At 47.8% G+C, this 22,788-nt stretch carries 19 protein-coding genes; 7 read left to right on the forward strand and 12 right to left on the reverse strand.

Features of this window, described 5'->3' with window-relative positions; all coding sequences use genetic code 11:
* Positions 1-92: 92 nt before the first annotated feature.
* Both HF638_RS14360 and HF638_RS14365 read left to right on the forward strand, forming a co-directional pair.
* The gene (locus HF638_RS14360; RefSeq protein WP_169480809.1) at positions 93-2,414 is read left to right on the forward strand and encodes an AraC family transcriptional regulator; all 2,322 of its coding nucleotides are present in this window, start codon (positions 93-95) and stop codon (positions 2,412-2,414) included.
* A 30-nt stretch (positions 2,415-2,444) separates the two neighbouring features.
* A complete protein-coding gene (locus HF638_RS14365; protein WP_169480810.1) occupies positions 2,445-4,085 on the forward strand; it encodes an extracellular solute-binding protein in 1,641 nt (546 codons plus the stop codon).
* Between the two features lie 98 nt (positions 4,086-4,183).
* Here HF638_RS14365 and HF638_RS14370 read toward each other — a convergent pair whose 3' ends face one another.
* The 7 genes from HF638_RS14370 to HF638_RS14400 all read right to left on the reverse strand — a co-directional run bounded on the left by HF638_RS14370 (position 4,184) and on the right by HF638_RS14400 (position 12,834).
* Positions 4,184-4,423, reverse strand: coding sequence for a YezD family protein (locus HF638_RS14370; RefSeq protein WP_036607453.1), 240 nt, complete (start codon positions 4,421-4,423; stop codon positions 4,184-4,186).
* A gap of 156 nt (positions 4,424-4,579) precedes the next feature.
* Positions 4,580-5,455: a sulfate ABC transporter permease subunit CysW gene (gene cysW, locus HF638_RS14375; protein ID WP_169480811.1), complete on the reverse strand. Its 876-nt coding sequence runs from the start codon at positions 5,453-5,455 to the stop codon at positions 4,580-4,582.
* A gap of 67 nt (positions 5,456-5,522) precedes the next feature.
* The gene (cysT, locus tag HF638_RS14380; RefSeq protein WP_169480812.1) at positions 5,523-6,359 is read right to left on the reverse strand and encodes a sulfate ABC transporter permease subunit CysT; all 837 of its coding nucleotides are present in this window, start codon (positions 6,357-6,359) and stop codon (positions 5,523-5,525) included.
* 87 nt (positions 6,360-6,446) lie between these two features.
* Positions 6,447-7,526: a sulfate ABC transporter substrate-binding protein gene (locus HF638_RS14385; RefSeq protein ID WP_169480813.1), complete on the reverse strand. Its 1,080-nt coding sequence runs from the start codon at positions 7,524-7,526 to the stop codon at positions 6,447-6,449.
* A gap of 480 nt (positions 7,527-8,006) precedes the next feature.
* Positions 8,007-9,884, reverse strand: coding sequence for a rhamnogalacturonan lyase (locus HF638_RS14390; RefSeq protein ID WP_169480814.1), 1,878 nt, complete (start codon positions 9,882-9,884; stop codon positions 8,007-8,009).
* Positions 9,885-10,147: 263 nt separating this feature from the next.
* Positions 10,148-11,542, reverse strand: coding sequence for a helix-turn-helix domain-containing protein (locus tag HF638_RS14395; protein ID WP_248278141.1), 1,395 nt, complete (start codon positions 11,540-11,542; stop codon positions 10,148-10,150).
* 236 nt (positions 11,543-11,778) lie between these two features.
* The gene (locus HF638_RS14400; RefSeq protein WP_169480815.1) at positions 11,779-12,834 is read right to left on the reverse strand and encodes a lactonase family protein; all 1,056 of its coding nucleotides are present in this window, start codon (positions 12,832-12,834) and stop codon (positions 11,779-11,781) included.
* Between the two features lie 234 nt (positions 12,835-13,068).
* On the opposite strand from HF638_RS14400, the gene HF638_RS14405 reads away from it, so the two are divergent.
* Both HF638_RS14405 and HF638_RS14410 read left to right on the forward strand, forming a co-directional pair.
* Positions 13,069-13,929 (forward strand): AraC family transcriptional regulator, encoded by an 861-nt coding sequence (locus HF638_RS14405; protein ID WP_169480816.1) that lies wholly within the window; start codon positions 13,069-13,071, stop codon positions 13,927-13,929.
* A 158-nt stretch (positions 13,930-14,087) separates the two neighbouring features.
* Entirely contained in the window at positions 14,088-14,771 is a 684-nt protein-coding gene (locus tag HF638_RS14410; protein WP_169480817.1) for an S-layer homology domain-containing protein, read from the forward strand.
* Between the two features lie 178 nt (positions 14,772-14,949).
* Here HF638_RS14410 and HF638_RS14415 read toward each other — a convergent pair whose 3' ends face one another.
* Together HF638_RS14415 and HF638_RS14420 are read right to left on the reverse strand one after the other, a co-directional pair.
* Entirely contained in the window at positions 14,950-15,576 is a 627-nt protein-coding gene (locus HF638_RS14415) for a nitroreductase family protein (protein WP_169480937.1), read from the reverse strand.
* Between the two features lie 262 nt (positions 15,577-15,838).
* A complete protein-coding gene (locus tag HF638_RS14420; RefSeq protein ID WP_169480818.1) occupies positions 15,839-16,303 on the reverse strand; it encodes an RrF2 family transcriptional regulator in 465 nt (154 codons plus the stop codon).
* A gap of 430 nt (positions 16,304-16,733) precedes the next feature.
* Between HF638_RS14420 and HF638_RS14425 the strand changes: the two genes are divergently transcribed.
* Positions 16,734-17,465: an MBL fold metallo-hydrolase gene (locus HF638_RS14425; RefSeq protein ID WP_169480819.1), complete on the forward strand. Its 732-nt coding sequence runs from the start codon at positions 16,734-16,736 to the stop codon at positions 17,463-17,465.
* Positions 17,462-18,034: a TetR/AcrR family transcriptional regulator gene (locus tag HF638_RS14430; RefSeq protein ID WP_169480820.1), complete on the forward strand. Its 573-nt coding sequence runs from the start codon at positions 17,462-17,464 to the stop codon at positions 18,032-18,034. The genes HF638_RS14425 and HF638_RS14430 overlap by 4 nt, the downstream gene beginning before the upstream one ends.
* 175 nt (positions 18,035-18,209) lie before the next feature.
* On the opposite strand, the gene HF638_RS14435 is transcribed toward HF638_RS14430, so the two are convergent.
* The 3 genes from HF638_RS14435 to HF638_RS14445 are packed head-to-tail and all read right to left on the reverse strand — an operon-like array spanning position 18,210 to position 21,972.
* Positions 18,210-19,340: a hypothetical protein gene (locus HF638_RS14435; RefSeq protein WP_169480821.1), complete on the reverse strand. Its 1,131-nt coding sequence runs from the start codon at positions 19,338-19,340 to the stop codon at positions 18,210-18,212.
* Between the two features lie 54 nt (positions 19,341-19,394).
* Positions 19,395-20,837, reverse strand: coding sequence for a glycosyltransferase family 2 protein (locus tag HF638_RS14440; protein WP_169480822.1), 1,443 nt, complete (start codon positions 20,835-20,837; stop codon positions 19,395-19,397).
* Positions 20,818-21,972 (reverse strand): HEAT repeat domain-containing protein, encoded by a 1,155-nt coding sequence (locus HF638_RS14445; protein ID WP_169480823.1) that lies wholly within the window; start codon positions 21,970-21,972, stop codon positions 20,818-20,820. Before HF638_RS14445 ends, HF638_RS14440 begins: the two co-directional genes overlap by 20 nt.
* 217 nt (positions 21,973-22,189) lie before the next feature.
* Between HF638_RS14445 and HF638_RS14450 the strand changes: the two genes are divergently transcribed.
* A complete protein-coding gene (locus HF638_RS14450) occupies positions 22,190-22,675 on the forward strand; it encodes a CcdC family protein (RefSeq protein WP_340400278.1) in 486 nt (161 codons plus the stop codon).
* Positions 22,676-22,788 lie beyond the last annotated feature (113 nt).

Consider the following 22,788-nt stretch of genomic DNA (forward strand, 5'->3'; position numbering starts at 1 on the left):
TTTGTTAAATTTCGGTCAACATGATTTCTCGTCCTCGGCCTACTATATAATGATGAAGTTGTTTAGAAACGAGAAATGAAGGGGGAAAAAGAATGCGTAAGCCATTTCAGTCTGTGAGATCCAAAATGGTTCTTTCCTACCTCGCTGTCGTTCTTGTCATTGCGCTTCTTTTCGGCTCCATTTTTTATCTCTTCTTCTCCCATCAATACAGCAAAGAAATCCGCATCAATAATCAACTCTCACTGAAAAGCACTGTCAATTATATAGAGAGCTCCGTGATCCAGAAGGTGAATCAGGTCTATCTGTCCCTGGCACTGGGTAACGCTGCAAGTATCGATTTAGATAGCTTAAAAGGAAACCATAGCAAAATTCTGGACATCGAACAGTCCCTCAAAAATATGGTGCAAAATTATTCTGATCTCATTGAAGCTATTCATGTGTACGATGCGAAGAACCACTTTATCGTTTCATCTGTATATGGGCTGATGCTCTATGAGGACACGCCTGCGAGTGTGTATCATACGACGGATTGGATTGCTGCGATGAAAGAAACCAAAGAAAGCTCCTTATGGATGCAGACTCGCATGGTTCCTCAGGATGCTTATATCGAATCACGGGAACAGAGCAACATGAGTCCTCTGATTTCTTATGTCCACAGTTACCCGTTTCAATCGTCTGGACAAGACCATAAGGCCATAATTGCGATTGATATCAAAGAATCAGCGATCAGTCAGATCATTAAAAATATGCTCCCTGCTGACTATGCAAATACATTAATCATAGATCAGGATGGAACCGTCATATCTGCCGCGGACAAAACGTTGATAGGCAGCTCCACGGAGGAAAATCTAACAGATTCGCTGCTCTCCTTTCATTCTTCAGATGAGAGCTTCGCACCTGTATTTAACTATGACTCATATGTCGTTACCCAAGATCAATTTAAAGGAAATGCATGGCGGATTTACACGACCACACCTAATGAAAGTTTCTATTACAAATTGGATAGCTTGAAGGAAATTTCAGTTCTTCTTGGCTTGTTGGCTGTCGCAGTTGGGATCGTGATGTCGTCCATCTTTACCACTGCCAACTATAGTCCTCTTAAGCGAATCCTAAATAATATCAAGAGCCGGATGGATAGCCCAACCAGCTTAAAGCAGGACGAGTACCGGTTCATCGATACAACGATTAACAGTCTGTCCAACAAAGTCGATAGTCTTGAGGAAACACTACAAGCCAATCATAAGATGATCAAACATAGTATCATGCTCAATATGTTAAATAATCGATTTACACCCGAGGAACTTACGGAGCAACTGCAGTCTATTCACATTTCGATGGCTTACTCCCGCTTCCGTTGCATCGTCATTGACCCGGTCAATGAGAAGTGGAAGGATCTGCAGCCACGACAGTTGCAGCATACGTTGTACACGATGATTCAGCAACTGGAGATCGCAGATATGGACGAGACTCAACTGCTCGCAGAGGAGTTGCAGGATCACAAAATCGCGGTCATCATCTGTACCAATCAACCCGAGGAACCTCTCTCTGATCACATTGTATACTTTATTCACGCTGAGGCTAAGAGCAGATTCGGTCTAGAATTTGTACTATCACTGGGCGGCTGGGTTGATCATTTCACGAAGATTCATACAAGCTATCATCAGGCGAATACCTTGATCCGATACAGCTACTTCTTTCCCGAGCAGTCTGCCATTCAGGATCTTGATCTTCTGAACAGGGAATCCAGCAGCTTGGAAATTTCAGAATCATACCTCGTAAACTTTGAAAAGAAATTGCAGGCTCGGGATGTGCAGGGTACGGTTCAGGCCATTCAGGAAGTGGTAGCGACAATAAAGGAAGGCCCCTATTCAGCCGAATACAGTCGTATCATACTATTAAAAACAGTATCGATTTACGCTGAATGTATCCAGCAGGTACGCCTGCAACCCGCCGAGGCAAGCTCGATGAATTTGTACAAGCAATTTTCATTGTTCTACAATATCAACCGCTATTCGGAGTGGATGATTCATCTCGTGACCGAATTTGTGATGCATATGGAGAAGCGAAGCGAAGTACGGAGTGTGGATACCATCTCGGCTGTCAAAGCCTATGTTCATGAGCATCTTTCGGGTGATCTCACACTGGATCATGTCTCAGAACAAGTATTCATCAGCCCTAAATATCTCAGTAAACTTTTCAAGGAAGAAACCGGGATTGTCTATTCCGAATATGTTACGAATCAGAGAATGCAACGCGCACGGGAACTCATGACACAGCGTGAAATTACAGTTGAGCAGGTCGCAAATACGGTCGGTTACCGTACTCCTGCTTATTTCATTAAGAAGTTCAAAGAAATTCACGGCTGTACACCAAAAAACTTCATGCGCAGTCTAATGGAACAGGGATCTATATAGGTTCAATTTAAAATCAGGAAAGGAGCTGCTATGAACATCAACCATTTAAGAACGCTATGTCTATTGATTGCTACATCTATTCTTATAGGATTGATGAGCGGTTGTACCTTTCTAAACAGAGAAACAGCACAAGTGCAGCAGCAGGAACACTCGGCAAGTGCTGAGAAGGATACAGCACCGCAGTATACGATATCCTGGACCATGCATCAAAATATCCCTGTTCCTGCGGACGCTGAGATGATTGCATATATAGAGGATCGGTTTGATGTCGATCTGGAGGTGTGGAACCTTGAGAACAAACGATACGAGGAACTGCTGGATATGGAGCTGGCTCAAGGGAAAATACCGGATCTGTTCCGGATCAGGCAGCCGCATGATCTGCTTAAGTATCAAATGCAAGGGGTTTTAGCGGAAATCCCCCCAGAGGTCCTTGAACAATATGCGCCAAATATTGTACAGCGAATTCGCGATTATGACTCACGTTACTTAGAGTTTGGAAAAATAAACGGCAGCTTATATGGAATACCGGCCATCAATGAGACCAACATCTATCGAACTCCTGTCGTATATCGAGAGGACTGGCTTAAGCGGCTTGGTCTGGACGTACCGAAGACATTAGATGAATTTGAAACGGTCATGTATGCCTTTGCCAAAGGTGACCCGGACGGAAATGGTAAACAAGATACGTATGGCCTATCCAGAGAGGGCTTAAATGTTGTGTTTGGCGCTTTTGGACAGTCCGTTTTCACAGAGCAGCTGTATTTTAATGAAGAAAACAACCAACTCGTGATCGGTGCTCTGGAGCCTGAGATGAAAAAAGCATTGGCTTATATGCAAAAGTGGTATCAGGACGGGATTATCGACCCTGAGTTTATAACCGGCGAAAATAAAGGCGGCTATAAGCATCTATCCCATGCTTTTATTAATGGAAAAATTGGGATGACCTCGATGGGAAACTACTATCATTGGAATCAAGAGGGAGATTACAGCGTTCTCAATGAACATGGCGAGGAAACGCCGGTGGAACCCTCGTTCAATGTCAATGAGCTAATACAGAAGAATGCAGCTGCAGAGGTTGTATTTGGTTCTCCTGTTATTGGTCCGGATGGACATAGCGGTTCTAAAGGGAATAATCTGCTGATGAATTTTATTGCTATAGGGGCTGAGGCTGCGAACGAGCCCGGAAAACTGGAGAAAATCTTGGAGATACTCGATTATGTAAGTGCCAACCCCGATCCGGTCGAGCGGATCAAAATGGAGTATGGCCTTCCAGGAAAGCACTGGGATTGGAGCGCTGAAGATTCAAAATCGTTCCACTTGCTTCGCCCATACAACCGAATGGAGAATTACACCAATATGATCGGCTCAAGTATCGGCATGACAGTTCCAGGTACAACAACGGACAAACGTGAACAGTGGGCTGCATCTGCAGGGCTAACGGAGAATGGGATCTATAATCGCCTGGAGGTTGCAACCCCTGCCCTGATTCAATATTCATCTGAGCTGATTCGCATGAGAGACAGAGCATATATCTCCATCATCACTGGCGATCAGCCTGTGGAGTATTTCGATACCTTTGTGGAAGAATTCATGGATGCAGGTGGGCAGCAAGTGCTGCTTGAAGCGAATCATTGGTATAACGAGCATAAGGAGACAATTCACACGCAATAGGTGGGACGGTATGGAACATACATTTCCCATGAGTTTCTGGAAAGTATACATGTGTGTTCCTATGCACCTATCCTCGCTTCCCTCACGCTAGTCACTCTCTATCCCTTCGCACTCGCATTTGATCCGCGTAGTGAACGGGCTGAACTGCTTCGTGCCGTGCTTCCGGATTTGGAGGCGCTGCCTGAGGGCGTGTTTTCAAAACGCTTGCGTTCGGTCCGCTCCATCTGCACAATCTGACCTTCGTGCACCACGATGTGCAAAGAACCAAACTCCATGTCATTCAGCTGTCCGGCAATTCGGTCCAACCATACCTCATCCACTTTTAACGGCTTAGCCATAGAGCCGCCTCCTCTTCTCGGGCTACTGCCCGCCATATTCCTAAGTGCGCTGTCATCCAACGGATTTATAAATCATTCTTATCCAACCTATATACTTGGTTTATACATTAGCAGGGCTTCCAGTAGCTGTCAATCTGTATTTTCTTCTTCTCATAATCACTTTTCTGAAACGGCTTTGTGTCCAAGCCAGCTCTTGAGCAGCAACGTGGCGAGAGCCAGAATCAGGAGCAGGGAAGCTACGGCAAATGAAGCTGAGAATTGATATTCGTTATACAAAATCTCGACATGCAGCGGTAGCGTATTCGTCTCCCCGCGGATATGTCCGGACACCACAGATACCGCTCCGAACTCGCCCATGGCACGGGCATTACACAGAATAATACCGTACAGCAGTCCCCATTTGATGTTGGGCAAAGTTACACTCCAGAAGATTCGCCATCCTGAAGCACCCAGCGTAACGGCCGCTTCTTCTTCCCGGGTTCCCTGGTCCTCCATCAGCGGAATCAGTTCTCTCGCTACAAAAGGAAAGGTAATAAACAACGTTGCAATGACAATGCCTGGCAGCGCAAAAATGATTTTGATATCATGTTCGGACAGCCACGGCCCAAACCACCCATTTGAACCAAAGACTAATACAAAGATCAACCCGCCCACCACAGGCGAGATTGAAAAGGGAAGATCAATCAGGGTGATCATGAGTCCTTTGCCCTTAAACTGGAACTTGGTAATGACCCATGCAGCGGCCACACCAAATATCGTATTCAGCGGCACTGTAATCCCCGCAACCAATAACGTTAGTTTCAGTGCAGACATGGCATCCGGCTCGGTAAGAGCAGCGATGTACACACCCCAGCCCTGCTTCAACGCCTCCATGAGCACAATGACCAGTGGCAAAATAAGCAGCCATATGAGTACCAGGCTCGCCAGTCCAATCAACAACCATTTGACCCAGGGAGCTTCCGTTGTTGCACGGTTAGTTCCACGGCTGGTCTTAACGGGTGGAACAGGGCTCAGTGGAACGGAACCCGCCATATGCTGCACCTCCTTTGGTTTGGGTGAGTGACATCTGTTCGTATCCATATTCCATCATGCTTCATCGTCATGCTCTGCCCGCCTTCCGGCTCCAACGCTGCAAGGAATTAATGATCAGCAGCAGGATGAAAGAAACCAGAAGCAGCAGCAAAGCTACAGCTGTAGCGCCTGCATAATCGAACTGCTCCAGCTTGGCCATGATCAGCAAGGGGGCAATCTCCGTTTTCATCGGCATATTGCCTGAGATAAACACAACGGAGCCATATTCACCGATGCCCCGGGCAAAGGCCAGAGCAAACCCCGTCAGCAGCGGTGGGATCAGATCCCGCAGCAGAATGGTACGAAATATCCGCCATCTCCCTGCTCCCAGTGTGGCAGCCGCCTCTTCCACTTCTGCCTCCAGCTCTTCCAACACCGGTTGCACCGTACGAACCACGAACGGAATTCCGATAAACATCAGCGCCAGCGTAATCCCGGCCTGTGAATAGGCCAGCTTAATGCCCAAAGGCTCTACGAACTGTCCAATCCAGCCATTGCCGGCATAGATCGCTGTAAGGGCAACCCCTGCTACTGCCGTCGGCAAGGCAAAAGGCAGATCAATGACCGCATCAAACAGCCTTTTGCCAGGAAACTCATACCGAACAAGCACCCATGCCAGGAGTAACCCCAGCACGAGATCAATCAGGGCCGCTGCACCTGCGGTCAGGAAGCTGACCTGGAAAGAAGCCAGCACCCTGGGATTGGTCGCAACCTCAATCATGGTTGCCCACGTCAGCCCTGTTGAGTTAAACAACAGGGCAGCCAATGGAATAAGTACAACCAGGCTTAGGTAGAACACACTGTAACCCATCGTTAATCCGAATCCCGGCAATGTGCGTCTCCGCGCCACCATCACCTTGCTCATGTACGTTCATCCTCTCTGCCTTCAGCCGGTAAGGCTGGTTGGCCGCTCACAGCGCGATTGATCGGGTGTTCATTGAACAGAGCAACCTTAGCTGCCTGGAACATAGATCTGGTCGAAGATACCACCGTCATTGAAATGTTTGGCCTGAGTATCCCGCCATGTACCGAATATGTCTTTCAATGTGAACAGTTCAAGCGCCGGGAACTGATCCTTGAATTTTTCCTCCACGCTGTCCAGCGTTGGACGGTAATAATTTTCAGCAGCAATCGTCTGTCCTTCTTCACTGTACAAATATTTCAGATAGGCATCCGCTACATCGCGAGTTCCCTTTTTGTCTGCATTTTTGTCCACAATCGCAACGGGTGGTTCAGCCAAGATACTAACCGAAGGCACGACAATATCGAATTTGTCCGGACCCAGCTCTTTTACCGATAAGAAAGCTTCATTCTCCCAGGCAAGCAGCACATCACCAATGCCACGTTCAACAAACGTCGTCGTAGATCCGCGAGCACCCGAATCCAGCACAGGCGCATGCTTGAACAATTCTCCAACGAATTCCTTCGCTTTCTCTTCATCATTGTTGTTATGCTTCAATGCATATCCCCATGCCGCCAAATAGTTCCAACGTGCTCCGCCTGACGTTTTGGGGTTCGGGGTGATGACCTCGATATCTCCTTTAATCAGATCATCCCAGTCTTTGATGCCTTTTGGATTGCCTTTACGTACAAGGAATACAATCGTAGAGGTATACGGAGAGCTGTTATGCTCGTATTTATCTTGCCAGCCTTCGTTAATTAGACCTCTATCTTCAATCGCATCAATGTCATATCCCAATGCCAGCGTCACCACGTCCGCATCCAATCCGTCAATGACAGAACGGCTCTGTTTGCCCGATCCCCCGTGGGATTGTTTGATGGTCACTTCCTGGCCTTTCTCTTTCAACCAATGCGCCGCAAACGCTTTGTTATATTGCTCATAGAGTTCCCGTGTTGGATCATAGGAAACATTCAGCAGTTCGATGGCCTTGGCCCCTTCTGTACCGCCTTCCGCTCCCCCTGATGTTCCTGCTGCACTGGACCCACCGCTATCCGATCCGCATGCTGCCAGTACCCCTGTTAACACCAGTGCCAGACCAACCAGAATACCCTTGTGAATTCTCTTTTTCATTAATAACACTCCCCCGATATAGATCTGCATGACTACCTCAGGCCGGCTGAACAGGATGGAACGCCCCATTAAAAACAAGAAGACGGAGGAACCCCCGCGCACTTCTCCCCATAAAGTCATGCCGGCTTAAGGCCGTGCATGCTCCATCTGGAAAGGATGCGCTGCGGTGTTCCTCCGTCTATACGGTGAGAACGTTATTCTGTTCAGGTTGCATTGTTGCATGTGTCTGTAAAATGACCGCTTTCACATTGAAAACAGATTCATTTTTATTATTCCTACCTGTTTAGTAAGTTATATACGTATAATAAAGGCAGTCTATATACCTGTCAAACGTTTTTTCCGATTTTTACCGTATTTCTGCGCTATTGGCAAAAAAAGAGGAACAACGAACCATCGTCCGTTGTTCCCTTCAGCGAATTCCATACTTCGCTGTCTATTGTAAATATGAACGGAATTGGACCGCCATGCCTGGTCCATTCCTCATCTGCCTGCATACCGGATGTTGGGTACCGGTGGTGTGCTCATGCCTTCTCCCAGATAGAAGCCAGTGTGCGGTGGTTGATTGTAGGCTACATTTTGCCAAGCGACGCCAAGACGGTACACCGGATCATGCATCAGCGTATAGATGCGTTTGTCCGTAACTGCTGTTGTCGTATAGATCCTCAGCGCCGAACTGTCATTCGTCCGCCACACCACTTCCTCTCTCCAGTCCCCGAACAGGTCAGCCTGCAGATTCGGTGTAGACTTGGTTCCGTTATTGGAAGAAACGCCGGATGCAGTGAGCAGGTTCACTGTTGTGCTATTGGCATAATTCCACTTGTCGATTCGGTTGCTGTCCAGCAGTTCACGGAGCAGGTCACCATCCCACCAGATCCCAAAATTCGTGGAGGAAGGCAGGGTTGTCCCGATTTTCTGCCCTTTGGCTGTATACAGACTGCCGTCTGCCCACACTTCAGCACCTTTATATCTTGGATCAATATCTGCCGCCATGCCGCGTCCAATATCCTTCGTTGTTTTGACACCCCAGATTAACTGGCCTGTACCTGCATCACGGAACTCTACTCCCGCATTAGATGGTGTCTCATGAACCTGAAACACCTCAAGTCCAGGGCGGTCCGGGTCCAGGTCACTCAGATGCATGGCATCGCCATGATGAAGTCCTGTCGTGTACAATCCTTGCCCGTTATCATCTACCGCCATGGCGCCATAGACGATCTCATCCTTCCCGTCCCCATCCACGTCCGCCACGCTCAGATTATGATTGCCCTGCCCGGCATAGCCCGAGTTACCGGAGGTATTGGAATCAAACGTCCATTGCTTGGTCAGCTGTCCGTTACGCCAGTTATAAGCCACGAGCACTGTGCGGGTATAGTACCCACGCGCCATGACCAGACTTGGCCGCTCCCCATCCAGATAAGCAATGGCAGCAAGGAATCGGTCCACCCGGTTGCCGTAGTTATCCCCCCAACTGGATACATTGCCACGCGCCGGTTCGTAGTTCACTGTGGAGAGTGCTTTGCCAGTCTGTCCATTGAAGACCGTCAGGAATTCGGGACCAGACAACACATAACCGCTGGAATTGCGGTAATCCTTGCTTGCATCCCCGATGACCACGCCAGTGCCATCCTTGGTGCCATCGGCTGTTTTCATCGCGACCTCGGCTTTGCCGTCACCGTCGAGATCGTACACCATGAACTGGGTGTAGTGAGCACCCGCACGGATATTTTTGCCCAGACTAATCCGCCAGAGGCGTGTTCCGTTTAATTTGTAGGCATCGATAAACACTTCCCCGGTATAACCGCTCTGAGAGTTATCTTTGGAGTTGGAAGGGTCCCACTTCACAATCAATTCATACTCACCATCACCATCCAGGTCACCTGCACTGGCATCGTTGGCACTGTAGGTGTAGGCTACTCCATCGGGCGTTGTCCCACCTGCGGGTACACTGAGCGGTACAGATAGATAGTTATTACCCCATACGCTTGCTACCGCTGAAGCAGCCTGCTCCGTTCCACTCACGACAGCGCGAACCGTATATTTGGAACTGCTTGTCCCGCTTGCATCCTGAAGGTTGGTGCTGTTTGTTATGGGCGTAGCGTTCACCTTGGTTCCATCCCGATAGACGTTAAACGATACATTCGATCCTTCCGTTCCCAGAAGCCGCCAACTGACAAACACACCTGCCCCGGTCTTCACAGCCACCACACCGCGATCCAGATATTCCATCTGCCTTGCTCCCGCTGCATGTGTTACTGACGGGTTGCCCAATCCAAGCGAAGTGACCAGTAACGCGGAACTCAGCAGCGATACTCCGGCTGTACGTAATGTGCGCTTCCACAATGATGATCGATTTCCCATAAACAATTGCCTCCCCAATTGTATTGGTAAGCCCGATGCCCTTGTAGCGCCATCTTATATGTAAGCGCTTTAATATATTCATTTTAAATTAAACATATAATTCCATCTATAGGTCTAATTTAGTAATTAAATGGTTCGTACATAAAAAAGCCGAAGGATTTCTCCTCCGACTTCGTTCTCTTTTGAATGAATTCATAATTTACACTCCGCCTGCTCCGTGGCCCATTAAGGCATAAATGATTGGGCAGATTGTAACTGTAACACTAAAAATGGTTAGCAACAAAGACGTTTTTTTTCGCATTGAGCCGTTGCACCTCACTTGATAAGGATTTGAATTTCTGTTTTGCTTCTGAATCAGCTTGATCTCTGTACTGCTCAAATAATGTCATACATGTAATAATATTTCGATCACTATTTATTTTAACTGACATTTGCAATCCTTCAAGAATAAGATTCATTGCATCATTACGATCTCTCTTAAGTTGGTACATCCCCAGATCACTTAAAAACCGCGCATAACTTTCATTAATGATACGTTTATTATAATCGCCAAACTCAGTCTTGTAGGTACGTAGAGGCGTATGTTCGGAGAAGCGATTCAAAATGTCATCAATGTTCCAATCAAACTGATTGGCTGCCTGAATCATGTAACGTAAAGCTAAAAAAATCTCATCTGGATACTTCGAAATATAGTCCGCGTATTCGTGAACGATCTCCTTTTCTCCGGATAACATTCGATAAAGATAGGTATTAGCTGTAGCCCATTCCCCAAATTGTTGCTGTATGCGCTCCGATTCTTCATCCTGTTCCTGTAACCAGCCCTGTCCATATGCATACAACGATACAAACTCCAAAGCTTTTTTATAATCTCCATACTCCTCATACACTGTGGATCGAATCAACCAAGCATATAAAATATAAGTATAGAGTGGACGTTCGGTGTGATTTTCATGGTGTTCCTTTCGTCTAGAAAGGTGCTTAGACTCATAAAAAATCTTCGCCAACTTGTACATCTCTTGCGCTAAACCATCCACTTTATCCCATTTATGAACTGCCATAAACACATGAATCAAATGTTTCAGCGCATCCAATTGGTAGCCCTCATCCAACCGGTCTACATAGGGCTCGAACAAGATAGCCGTCCTTAGATTGTCCTCCAAGTTTTCTCCTTGTCCAATTAAAAACAACCGATACTGACACATCGCAAGTCGTTCGGAATGCTGATATTTCTCGACTTCACTCACACTCTTATATAACAATGCCGCCGCAGATCGCTGATTTCGTTCAAATAACTGTTCTGCCATCTCAAATAGTTCTGTCGCATAATCCAGGTCGTCCAGTAGCCGATGAAGAATCTGCTCAATGCAGTCCAGCCGATTCAGCTCCGCACTCAGGAGAATAAACGGTCTGATTCGCCGCATGGATACGGAATAAGCGAAACACTCTTCCACATAGTCGGCAAAAAAATGATCCGCTGCCACGCCCATTCCTGATGAGATCGCAATCAATTGACTCACGGATATCGGACGATTCCCATGTAAAATACGACTAATTGTGCCTGTATTAATGCCAGATCCTTCCGAGAATCGGGAGAGCGTCATGCTGTTCTTATCAATAAACTGGGTTAATTGCTCCCGAATTGAATTTGCAGGTTCCAAGGAAAGCACCACCCTTCGTGCAACATCCAGATTTTAGGTTTTATCACCATATATTCTGATCATAATGAACGTTCGAACGATGGTCAATAAAAAAATGTGATAATTGCCACTATTTTCAAGTTAATCATATAAAAAGACTAAAAAAAGCTGTAAAACCATGTGTTTCTCCATGATTTCACAGCTTCTGGAACACTTTTCAGATGTAATATTCCACGTTAACTTCACCGTATTACAACTTATACCACAGGTGCAATACATACCGGACGAGGTAGTTCCAGCTTGAACCCGTTATGCGTCAGACGTCCGTCTTCTTCACTGATCTGGAAACTTACGAGGTTATTGCTGTCCTGATTCGCCACCAATAGAATCCCCCCAGGCAAAATATTGAAGTTACGCGGTGTCTGCCCAATCGTAGACGTCCACTCTACGGCTTCCAACTCACCGCTCTCCTGATCAATATGATAGAGCACGATGCTGTCATCTCCCCGATTGGATGCATACAGGAAACGACCACATGGAGATACACGGATGTCCGCAGCCGTACCCTCTCCTTTATGCCCTTCTGGAAGTGTCGAGATGTGCTGCACCGTAGTAAACTCCCCTCTACGCTCATCGTACAGGAATGCTGTAACCGTGTTGTCCAATTCATTGATTACATAAGCCCACTTCGAGTTGGGATGAAATACAAGATGTCTTGGCCCTGCGCCTGCTGGCTGATCCGTTTCACGATGGGTAACCAGACGTCCTTCTTCCAAGCGATACACAATGATCTGATCCAGACCGAGGTCACATACGACAGCATACTGTCCGGACGGATCTGGCTGAATGGAGTGTGCATGCGGCCCTTCCTGACGTTCTTCGTGAATTCCACTTCCCGTGTGTTCCACCCATGCACTCATCTCACCGAGCGTACCCTGATCGCCTACCGGGAATACATTGACACTGCCACTGCTATAATTGGATGTGAATACCCACTGACCATCCTTGGAGACAGACACATAACATGGAGAAGCCCCTCTGGTCTGCTTTCGATCCATTAAGTGCAGTTCACTCGTTGCTGCATCTCTGCGATAGACCAGCACCTCTCCCTCGTCCGTCTCACTCGCCACATACAGACAGTTTCCATCCGGGCATAACGCCAGATAAGAAGGATTACTTACACCCTCCATGTGATTGACGATTCGCATCTCTCCTGTATCCGCATTCAATGCACATAGGAATATTCCTGGTTCATCTGCTGAAGCATACGTACCTGTATAGAAAAGCGTTTCCTGGGTTGTGACTGTTTCCATATCTAATCTCTCCCTTGTCCTATATATTCATTGGTCAGATTCTTCCCACTGGTATGTACTTACCCAATTCACGGGCAACTGCTTCACTTCCTGTAACGTGGCTTTCTAAATCGAGTACAACCTCGGTGAGCGCTCTCATATCTGTCATTGACTCTCTTATCCCCTCTCACCATAATACAAAGTATGAGACCTAACAACAGACCTCCCCTACAGCGTAAATCTGACGGATTTCGTATGCAAAAACTCATTGTACTTCCGGACCCGCTGCTGCAAGAAGCTGCAGCTTATCCGGTCACGTCCGGATTATATGTTACCGATATCGGTTACTTTCACGAAGCAGAGCATCATTACCGTGACCGTCCCGAAGGTTGTGAATCACACATTCTCATGTACTGTGCCGAAGGCACAGGCTGGTATACGATGGATGGCGGCAAGACATATGATGTCCGCCCGGGAAACCTCATCATATTGCCTGCACATGTTCCTCATGTGTACGGAGCCAACGCAGCCGAACCATGGAGCATCTTCTGGATTCATCTGCGCGGGGAACATGCTTTGTCCTACATAGAACCCTTGTTAACCCATCATATTTCTACCATGCCACCGGCTAAGGCTCAAAAATGGCTTGAGCTTTTCCATGAATGTTACGGCGCGCTAGAGACGGGTTACTCCATGCAGACGATGACATACGCCTCCCAGATTATCGGTTATATGCTTGGTATGCTCGCTTATGGGCCGGAGACGTCAGGAACAGATGGCGGGGTCATTAGTAGCAAACGTGCGGCTGAACAATCCGTTCAATATATGCTGAAGCATCTGGAGAACGGAATCACTCTCAAGGAACTGGCGGCACACGCCCGGCTCTCTGTCCCCCATTACTCTCAGTTGTTCAAACAAGCTACAGGACATTCGCCCATCGATTATTTCCTGCGGCTTAAGATCCAGCATTCGTGCCGCTATCTGGATTTTACCGATTGGACCGTGAAGCAGATCAGTTCCGAGCTTGGATTCAAGGACCCGTACTACTTCTCTCGTCTGTTTAGCAAAATGATGGGCCGTTCCCCCACGGATTATCGAAATAAATCCAAAGGTTAGAGGCAGTACCTTCACAGTGCTTCACTTCCCTCTTTCAGAATTGTTGTCGTCCATTCTATTGGGAAATTACAGCAACCTTTTGAACAGTAGGGTCGTCTATAGGGGCAAATAACTTTTATATAAAGGGATCATTCCTGGAAAAGTGAGGCGAATTCGAAATGAAGAAAAATATTCTTGCTACATTAACTGCGGGAGCTCTGCTCACGCTTTCTCTAAGAGCAGGTCCAATCCACGCTGCGCAGGCCCAATTCACGGATATTCAAGGTATTGCAGGAGCAGACAAAATTGAATCTCTCCATCAGGATGGATTCATCAAAGGTGTGAGTGACAGCTTGTTCAAACCTGAACTGGAGTTAAATACCGCTCAAGGCATTCAACTGATTGCGGACGGACTGAATCTGAATCTGGACACGATTCGTTTTATCAAAATGCCGGTACCAAGTGACTACTTCTCTGCTGTAAAAGATGGCGTATGGTACAGTGATGCATTTATCCGCGCGCAATATAATGGCATTCAGATCTCACAGGATATCGATCCGTCCAAACCGCTTACTCGTGAACAATTCACGTTGTTCCTGATGCAAGGCATCGAGGCCAAAGGCGGTCTGCCGATGATCAATATCAAACCTGTGGACATTACCGACGAAAAGGAACTTACCCCAGAGTATCAAGGTGCCATTCAGCGTTCACTCGTTCTCAAAATCAATGAACTGGATGCCGACGGAAACTTCAATCCCAAACAAACGATTACTCGCGCCGAAGCAGCAGTGATGATGTATAACGCAATCGAGTACATGGAATCGTTCCATGCACCACAAATCCCGGAAACACCTGAGAAGTAATCATTTCATGGTAGAAGCTAAGAACTCACTTGAGTGGTAATCCGATCGATTGGAGTCACCGTGAGTGGGCTTTTCTATACAACCCCAATATGCCAAACAGCCGCACCTTCCCTCAACAGGAAAGTGCGGCTGTTTGTATACCTATATCGCTGATGCAAGCATCAGATGTACTTTTAACTTAGAAAGAACCTTTAACAACAACCTCGGACAATGAGAAACGTCCTGACGGGTGAGCTGGCTGTGCAGCTTTACCTACAGTGATCAACAACGTTGGCACGAAACGTGCAGGAATGTTGAATGTTTCGATCAGTTGTTGTGGATTGTATCCACCGATTGGGCAAGTGTCGTAACCCAGGGAACGTGCAGCAAGCATAATGTTCTGGGAAGCAAAGGATGCGTTACGGATCGCTTCATCGCGAGCTGTTTGCGCGCTTTGGTAAGCACCGTTGATCTGTCCAACCAATGCGTCACGAATCTCAGCAGTCAATGCACCTGCTTCAACAGCTTGATCGTAGATTACCGTGTTACGGTTCGCTTCCAGATCACCAAGAACAGCAATCGTAACTGAACTATCTGTGATTTGACTTTGGCCGTAAGCAACTGGCAACAATTTCGCTTTGTCTGCTTCGGATTCAATCACGAGGAATCTCCAGTGTTGCAGGTTCCATGAAGATGGTGCTTCAGAAGCCGCTGTCAAGATCGCATTCAGATCAGCCTCAGGCAATACAAAACCTTTTTCGTACTTTTTGACAGCATGGCGTTCGCTAATGACGCGAAGTGTTTCATTTTTTTCAATGCCTGACATGTGTTCCACTCCCCAAACTCTTTTTTTGTTTGTTCTTCTTTTACGTTCGCAAGGCAATCTTGAAGTTAACTCCACCAAGTACTTACCTTCCGAAAATAACATCAGCGCAGACGATCTCTCCCCATCTGTGTTCACGTTATGCCCGGAATCGCCTGGAACCATCAATTGATCTTTCACCGGAGCATACGCCCATGCCATAACCTGTCCACCCTGCCTGACTAAACCAAGGCCATATCATGAAGGACCATTGGTTGTGGAATCGTCAGGACTTCTCATTCGTAGGCAATCCATTCAACGACAAAGTGCATTCTTCCCCATGACCTATACGCTGCTTCACATCCTGTATAGATATACGATCAAAATAAGCGCTGAGCGCCTCTTCGCCTCCGTTATAAATGTTCCCCATCACATCCTGCATATTGGAAGATACCACGCACGATGAACCAGACTCCCCTGAGCACCAGTTCGGACCGAGCGAACCACCAGCTACCAGTCTGTACAATTCTCCAAGCTTGATCTCTTCACTTGGACGGCTAAGCAAGTACCCACCATGAGCACCTTCCTTGGTTGTCAGGTAACCATGCTTGCGCAGAACACTAAGTACCTTACGGACTCTGGCCGGGTGCGTACCCACACTTTGGGACAAATCCTCACTATTGGCCATACACTCATCTCTCATCGATAAAAAAACAAGACAATGCACCGCTATGGTAAATTCGCTGTTCATAACTTACTCCCTTCCCGGTATACAACACCGATGAACTTCAACCCAAGGTAAGTATAACTGTCATTATATGAATAACAGTTATGTTTGTCAACTTTCACCCAAGCTGGAGACCAAACGTGATTTTTCCTGTTATACCAATACTTACAGCTCTATATACAATCTGACCAGGATTCACATTCCATCTGCATTTTAATCTAAAAAGAACAAAAAAGTGAGCCTTTCGCTAGGCGAAGGGCTCCAATAAGATAGACATATGAAAGGGCTTACGTGATTATTATAATCGGTAATCTTCATTTTGAAAACGCTTTTTTTGTAAAGTGCATCATTATTTAAAATTTTTTTTATTGAAACAAAATAAACCATAGGTATTGCTAAAACTAATGCCATTAGTTATTATACTAATATCATTAGTTTTAAGGAGGATTTATCGATGCGTATTACCCGAGAGTTTGATGTCGTTCAAGTTACATTCCTTCCCAAGCTCTTCCCTGTGAACGTGTATCTTGTTGAAGAGGAAGATGGATTAACCCTGATTGATGCCGGAATGCCGTTCAGTCTTAAGGGGATTTTGGCAACTGCCCTTTCCCTTGGCAAACCCATTACCAAAATGATTCTGACTCACGCGCATAGCGACCATATTGGTGCACTGGATAGCCTCAAGGAGGCGTTGCCCCAAGCGGAGTTCTTCATCTCCAGACGGGATGCCCGGCTATTGGCGGGAGATACCTCTCTGCTTCCAAGTGAGCCACAGACCCCGGTACGCGGCGGCGTGCCCAAACCCAAAGCGGTGCGTACCCAGCCGGACCACTTGCTGGATGACGGTGACCAGATTGGATCACTGGTCGCCATTGCCTCACCAGGCCATACGCCAGGGCACATGGCCTTCATGGATACGCGCAGCCGCGTGCTTATCGCTGGCGATGCGTACCAGCTGCAAGGCGGCCTCGCTGTATCCGGCCGCGTGCGCCCGCTCTTCCCGTTCCCCGCGCTGGCGACGTGGAACCGCGAAGCGGCTCTGGCCAGCGCGAAGCGCCTGGCGGAGCTGGAACCGTCCGTGCTGGCTGTAGGCCACGGACGGATGCTGCGCCAGCCCGCGGCCGCCATGCGCGCGGCAGCCGCTGATGCACAGCAGCGGCTTGGTCTTGCCGGGGGGCAACGATGAGCCCCCGGCAAGGGCTGGATCGCGGCGCTCTGCTTAGCGCCGCCACCCAGCTTGCTGACAGCGACGGCTTTCAGGCGCTGACACTGGCCGCGTTGGCCCAGCGGCTGGATGTGCGCTCACCGTCGCTCTATAACCACATCAGCGGACTGCCCGGGCTTCGCCAGGATATGGCGCTGATGTCCGTACAACAGCTTAGCCACGCATTAACTGCGGCTATCGCTGACCGCACTGGCGATGATGCCATTCAGGCCATCGCCGCGGCATACATTGGCTTCGTCCGCGAGCACCCCGGGCTCTACGAAGCCTCATTTCATGCCCCGGACCGCGAAGAGCCACAGCTCGCCGCGGCCAGCACAGCCACGCTGGAGTTGCTGCTGCACAGCTTGCAGCCCTACCCACTAACCGAAGCGGAAGCATTGCATGCCGTTCGTGGTTTGCGCAGCCTCTGCCATGGATTTGCCTCTATAGAGGCACAAGGCGGCTTCGGCATGGACTTTGATCCGGACGAAAGTCTACGTCTGACCGTATCCGCATTCCTGCACGGACTCCGGCATCTTCACGGAAACTAGTAACCATGCATTACATCACGAAAAAGGACTGCAGATCCGCTGCAGTCCTTTTTACGTTGTCGTGTAATGGTACATCCCATCTACGCGCTTCTCTACTATGTACATCTCCCGTTCCTCACTCCAGTAGAACGGACTTTCGCTGTCTACTCTCCAGCCGAACGTTTTTATAACCATTCTACGGCCATTGCTGCCGACTTTCCTGCACTTCCTCTAAAATATGCTTCATCACTGGCACGTACACCTTCCAGTAGAACATGTCAGGAATCTCTTTCTGATCCGGCGTAAGCTTGGAGCGGACGACTTCCCATCCCCTAATTCGGCGCCAAAATGAATAATGCTTCATCTCTCCGAATGATCCTGCCATGTAATACGACCGGTTATAGTCGTCGTACTGGACCAATGCAGCAAATTCCGCGGGAATTCCTGCATCCACCAGCTTCTGTTCACCTGTCTCCGTCAGATCCGTCCTATACCAGGCCAGTATGGAACTCTTCTGTTGCGGCACAATGATATCGAACCAGCCACTGTAATGAATATCCTGGGTTATGCCGCACCACTCCTTGCCTTCCTGTGTGAAAGCAACCTGTATCTTGCCTGTCTTCACATCCGAACCTTTCTCCAGCACCATGACCTGTCCATCCATATGTACCAGCAGCATACCAGCGCCGCGATAAGGCCATTTCTTCTTCTCCCGCTGCTCATAGTTCGTGCGAACCCAACGGGGTACTTCTTCTATACTTTGCAGATTAGATACCGATTTCCCCTGCCATCCACTGCTATTCACGCCCAAGATGGGGTATAGCTGCTCCCTTGTCATCTTGGAAGCCGTATTCGCCAATGCACTGTATTCGGCAACAATCGTTACGCCTTTATAAGCAGCCTCGCGAATTTTCTGCACATCATAGATCGTTAAGCCTTCATAGATTCCATCTTGTCTACGTTCATTCTTGGATGTAGACAGACTACTCCGATTCGCTGTCAGATAGATCAGATCCGTGTCCGTCACCTCATCAGGCATTAATCGTTTCATCTGAGGAAGGCCGTCCTGAAGATCATAGCCGTAATAATCCTCTTCATAGGAATAGTGTTCCCCGGTTTGCTGTACGATCTTTTGCTGATTCAGCAGCCAGACCAATCCCTTGTGTCCCTGGTAGGACTCGTCCGGTCTGCTCTTGTCAATAATCATGATGTTAAGCGGAACCGGGGCCTGAGATTGCCACATAATCCAGGGGACAACCAGCACCACCGATACCACTGTAAAACAAGCCAGCGTCCACATCGTAGCTGGCCTGTAACTTTTTTTCATGAAACGTATTCCTCCTTGCTCTGTTCCAAGGCATTGCCAGGATTGATCGGTAGATTACCCTAATCCATGTCTGCTGTCCTTTTCCTCTGCCTTCCTCAATCCCATCGCCTGCAACATTCCATATATACGGGATATATTATTCAGCGGTCTGAACCAGAACGTCTCCGTACATGCATACAACAGCAGACGTGTTACCTCTCGGGACGTATATGCCTTGCGTGAGCACCATATTTCGAACATCACCGCACCCGCGGACAACAGGGAACCATAAAGTATCAGCAGCAACGCGAGAATGATGCATAGATTAATATCCACCAGCTGTAGCCCTATGCCTGCAATGAACAGCACGATCGCTCCCAGTTCTAACACCGGCCCCAACAATTCGATCAAAATAAAATAAGGGATGGATACCATCCCCATCCAACCATAGGCCGGATTGAAGATCATGCTCCGCTGAGTCCATAGACTGCTTGCAAGCTGCATATGCCAACCGGTACGCTGTCTGCACAGCTGACGCCATGTGCCGGGTACCTCTATCCTGCAGATCGGATCAGGAATATATATAATACGCCCCCGTTGCCGGATCTGCTTCATATGTTTTTGTAACCGCATCACCAGTTCCATGTGAGCGACCTGGTCATCTCGCTTGTATCCTCCAACTTCCAACACCCGGTTCTTTTTGAATACACCGAATACTTCGGATGTAAATAAAAGCACATTAATATTGTACCGAACAAGTCCCACGCCGCTAATCAGAAAAGCACGCACGTATTCAATGGTCTGCATTACAAACAACGTACTGCCCGTCCGTCTTGTGCTGTTGTCGGCTGAGTTCGTCAGATTCGTATTTCCGGGGGCCATGAGATCCACTCGTCCACTGCAAGCCATGACCTCTTCTCCCGGAAGAGCATCCATAACGGGTTTCATGATCTTCACCAATGCATCCCGTTCCAGAATTGTACGGGGGCCAACGGAGGCGATGTAGGGATACTGCGAGATATTCAATCCTACATTCAGGGAGTCCATTCGTCCTCCATACGCCTTGTCGATCACAATCAGACGATGATGCAACCTGGATTGGTAGACACCATTAATCTGACCTGTCTCCTGACCAAGTCCCGAATAATGAACTTTACTTTGAATGGGCATCAGATCATAGGTTTCCTTTAGACGCCGCATGGTCCCATCCTCTGACCCATCATTAATGATAATGACTTCATAGCGTGCATACTGAATATCCAGCAGACAGCTAATTCGCTGTACGATCGTATCCTCGCTATTCCGCACGGGAACAAGCAGGGAGACCGCCGGAGCCAGTTCCTCATCTAACATCTCATGATATTGCAGCGGGTCCAGATCCCTCCTGCGGATCAATGTCCGAGCGGCGGCGGCAACCAGTACACTGCACATCACAATCGCCAGCACTAGATAAATAAACATCCCCTCATAACACGCCAAAACAAACCCCCGCAGCATCTCAATCCATCTCTCGTCCATACTGCATCCTTTCCAGCGTTTCTTCCGCTATCTGCCTTGCATATTTATCCGGATGATTAACAGCCGTATCCCGAAGTTCTTCAAGTCCCTGTTCGTACCGGGCAAGGGAGTTCGCCGCTTCCTGCCTGATCTGAAAGGAAGGATCACCCATCATCATCTTCAGACGAGGGATAAAAGCATCCGCATGAACAGTTCCCATGAGCTGGGTCACGGTTAGTCGTTCAGCACGTTGCCTTTCCTCACCATGTTCGTTCCATACCAACAATAGCCCCTTCAACAAATCTTCACGACGCCTACCCACATACGCCAGTGCCTGATAAGAGCAAGTACGTAGTTTCCCATCGTCTCCTAGAATGAGCTTCTCCAGTAGAGCAACAGCGCCCTCCGTCTGATCATCCCGAATACGAATGGCATGGATGATATTAGACTGGACCTGGTAAGGTACATCTTTGAAATGATCCTTTAGACGAGTCCAGGATGAATCGGTAAGCAACAGTAAGATCTGAAGATACTGTGAATCGGACAATACATATTGCTCACGCATTAATTCCTTCACGATTCTGAAATAACCGGTTCTGGCATATATGCGCAAAATGATAAAGCGTTCAAGTAGCGTACATGATCTAACCCGCAGCATATCCTCTAATCTGGGCAGAAGCTCCATCATATGAAACTGTTCAATATATAATAGTGTGTTAACCCGTTCGCTCCACTTTCCCGTCTTCAGTACCGACCGATATGAACCTCCAAAGACTTGCCAGGATAACAGGCGAATCCGTAAGATCTCGTGCTCTTCCGGGCCTTGAGCGAGCCGTTGCAATAATAACTGCTGCAACACGCTTTGTTGATCTCCACTCATATTCGATAATTCTACGCTAATTTCCCCTTGGTCAAGGTACCGCTGTAAAACCGAGCCTTCTGCAAGTAAATCCTGAACCAGCGCTGTCTTAACCTTTTCCCTACGTCTGCTGCTATATTTCGTCCATAAGATATAACCGTAGATAACTAGCAAAAGAAACAGTACACTTGCACAGATCAGGCTGACCACATGTACTAACCAATCGGTATTACTGGCAAGCCAACCTGTACGATGTGAGCCGATGAGCTTAATGTACATCCATTTTTGTCCAATCATTGCATGATTTCCCCTTAATCGAATAAACGGCCTTACAACGGGCACAATAATACAAAATTTTCAAATACACCCTGTGAATACATATCGGGTATATGATACACTAAGCTTTCTATCGGCTATATGCGTTTGTGATATAATAGGAACTGAAAATTCCGGCAATTCGTACTGGGTTCCGGATCTCCGGATAACATATTATTCCAGAAAGAGGGAGTTCTACGTGGCTCAAATCAGTCCGTACTACCTGCAAATCGGAGCAACCGTGGGTATGCTCGTCATGGCCCTGCTTGCCATCTTCATCCGCATGAAAGCCAGTCACAGACCGGTGACCATTCGCAAAATCCTTATTCCTCCGCTCGGCATGAGCACAGGATTTCTCATGTTTGTTGTACCGGAGACACATGTTCCTCTACTCTGGGCATTCATTGCGTTGCTGGTGGGCTGGTTTCTCTTCTCGTATCCCCTCATTCGCAGTACACGGTTCGAACGAGTAGGTGAAGAGATTTTTGCCACACGTTCCCGCAGCTTTGCTTTCATTCTGCTCGGATTGCTGGCCGTACGCCTGATCCTGCATGAAATCATTCAGCGATATGTAAGCATTCCGCAAACAGGTGGATTATTCTTCTTGCTCGCATTCGGCATGATTGTACGCTGGCGTGTATATATGTACAAACACTACAAAGAAGTGCTGGTTGCTGAAAACTAGCCGTCATACACAAACCGCGCACGGATTCACAGACAAAAAGACACGTTCTCTTGCACCATTGGTGTGCAGAACGTGTCTCTTTTCATTTTCAACCTATTTATAAATGTAAAAAC

Source organism: Paenibacillus sp. SZ31 (genome assembly GCF_012912005.1).
Taxonomy (GTDB): Bacteria; Bacillota; Bacilli; order Paenibacillales; family Paenibacillaceae; genus Paenibacillus.

What these genes read in the sequence shown, in the direction of transcription:
- HF638_RS14360 (WP_169480809.1), top strand. Translation starts at nt 93, where the DNA reads ATGCGTAAGCCATTTCAGTCTGTGAGATCCAAAATGGTTCTTTCCTAC.
- HF638_RS14365 (WP_169480810.1), top strand. Translation starts at nt 2,445, where the DNA reads ATGAACATCAACCATTTAAGAACGCTATGTCTATTGATTGCTACATCT.
- HF638_RS14370 (WP_036607453.1), bottom strand. Translation starts at nt 4,423, where the DNA reads ATGGCTAAGCCGTTAAAAGTGGATGAGGTATGGTTGGACCGAATTGCC.
- cysW (WP_169480811.1), bottom strand. Translation starts at nt 5,455, where the DNA reads ATGGCGGGTTCCGTTCCACTGAGCCCTGTTCCACCCGTTAAGACCAGC.
- cysT (WP_169480812.1), bottom strand. Translation starts at nt 6,359, where the DNA reads ATGAGCAAGGTGATGGTGGCGCGGAGACGCACATTGCCGGGATTCGGA.
- HF638_RS14385 (WP_169480813.1), bottom strand. Translation starts at nt 7,526, where the DNA reads ATGAAAAAGAGAATTCACAAGGGTATTCTGGTTGGTCTGGCACTGGTG.
- HF638_RS14390 (WP_169480814.1), bottom strand. Translation starts at nt 9,884, where the DNA reads ATGGGAAATCGATCATCATTGTGGAAGCGCACATTACGTACAGCCGGA.
- HF638_RS14400 (WP_169480815.1), bottom strand. Translation starts at nt 12,834, where the DNA reads ATGGAAACAGTCACAACCCAGGAAACGCTTTTCTATACAGGTACGTAT.
- HF638_RS14405 (WP_169480816.1), top strand. Translation starts at nt 13,069, where the DNA reads ATGCAAAAACTCATTGTACTTCCGGACCCGCTGCTGCAAGAAGCTGCA.
- HF638_RS14410 (WP_169480817.1), top strand. Translation starts at nt 14,088, where the DNA reads ATGAAGAAAAATATTCTTGCTACATTAACTGCGGGAGCTCTGCTCACG.
- HF638_RS14415 (WP_169480937.1), bottom strand. Translation starts at nt 15,576, where the DNA reads ATGTCAGGCATTGAAAAAAATGAAACACTTCGCGTCATTAGCGAACGC.
- HF638_RS14420 (WP_169480818.1), bottom strand. Translation starts at nt 16,303, where the DNA reads ATGAACAGCGAATTTACCATAGCGGTGCATTGTCTTGTTTTTTTATCG.
- HF638_RS14425 (WP_169480819.1), top strand. Translation starts at nt 16,734, where the DNA reads ATGCGTATTACCCGAGAGTTTGATGTCGTTCAAGTTACATTCCTTCCC.
- HF638_RS14430 (WP_169480820.1), top strand. Translation starts at nt 17,462, where the DNA reads ATGAGCCCCCGGCAAGGGCTGGATCGCGGCGCTCTGCTTAGCGCCGCC.
- HF638_RS14435 (WP_169480821.1), bottom strand. Translation starts at nt 19,340, where the DNA reads ATGAAAAAAAGTTACAGGCCAGCTACGATGTGGACGCTGGCTTGTTTT.
- HF638_RS14440 (WP_169480822.1), bottom strand. Translation starts at nt 20,837, where the DNA reads ATGGACGAGAGATGGATTGAGATGCTGCGGGGGTTTGTTTTGGCGTGT.
- HF638_RS14445 (WP_169480823.1), bottom strand. Translation starts at nt 21,972, where the DNA reads ATGATTGGACAAAAATGGATGTACATTAAGCTCATCGGCTCACATCGT.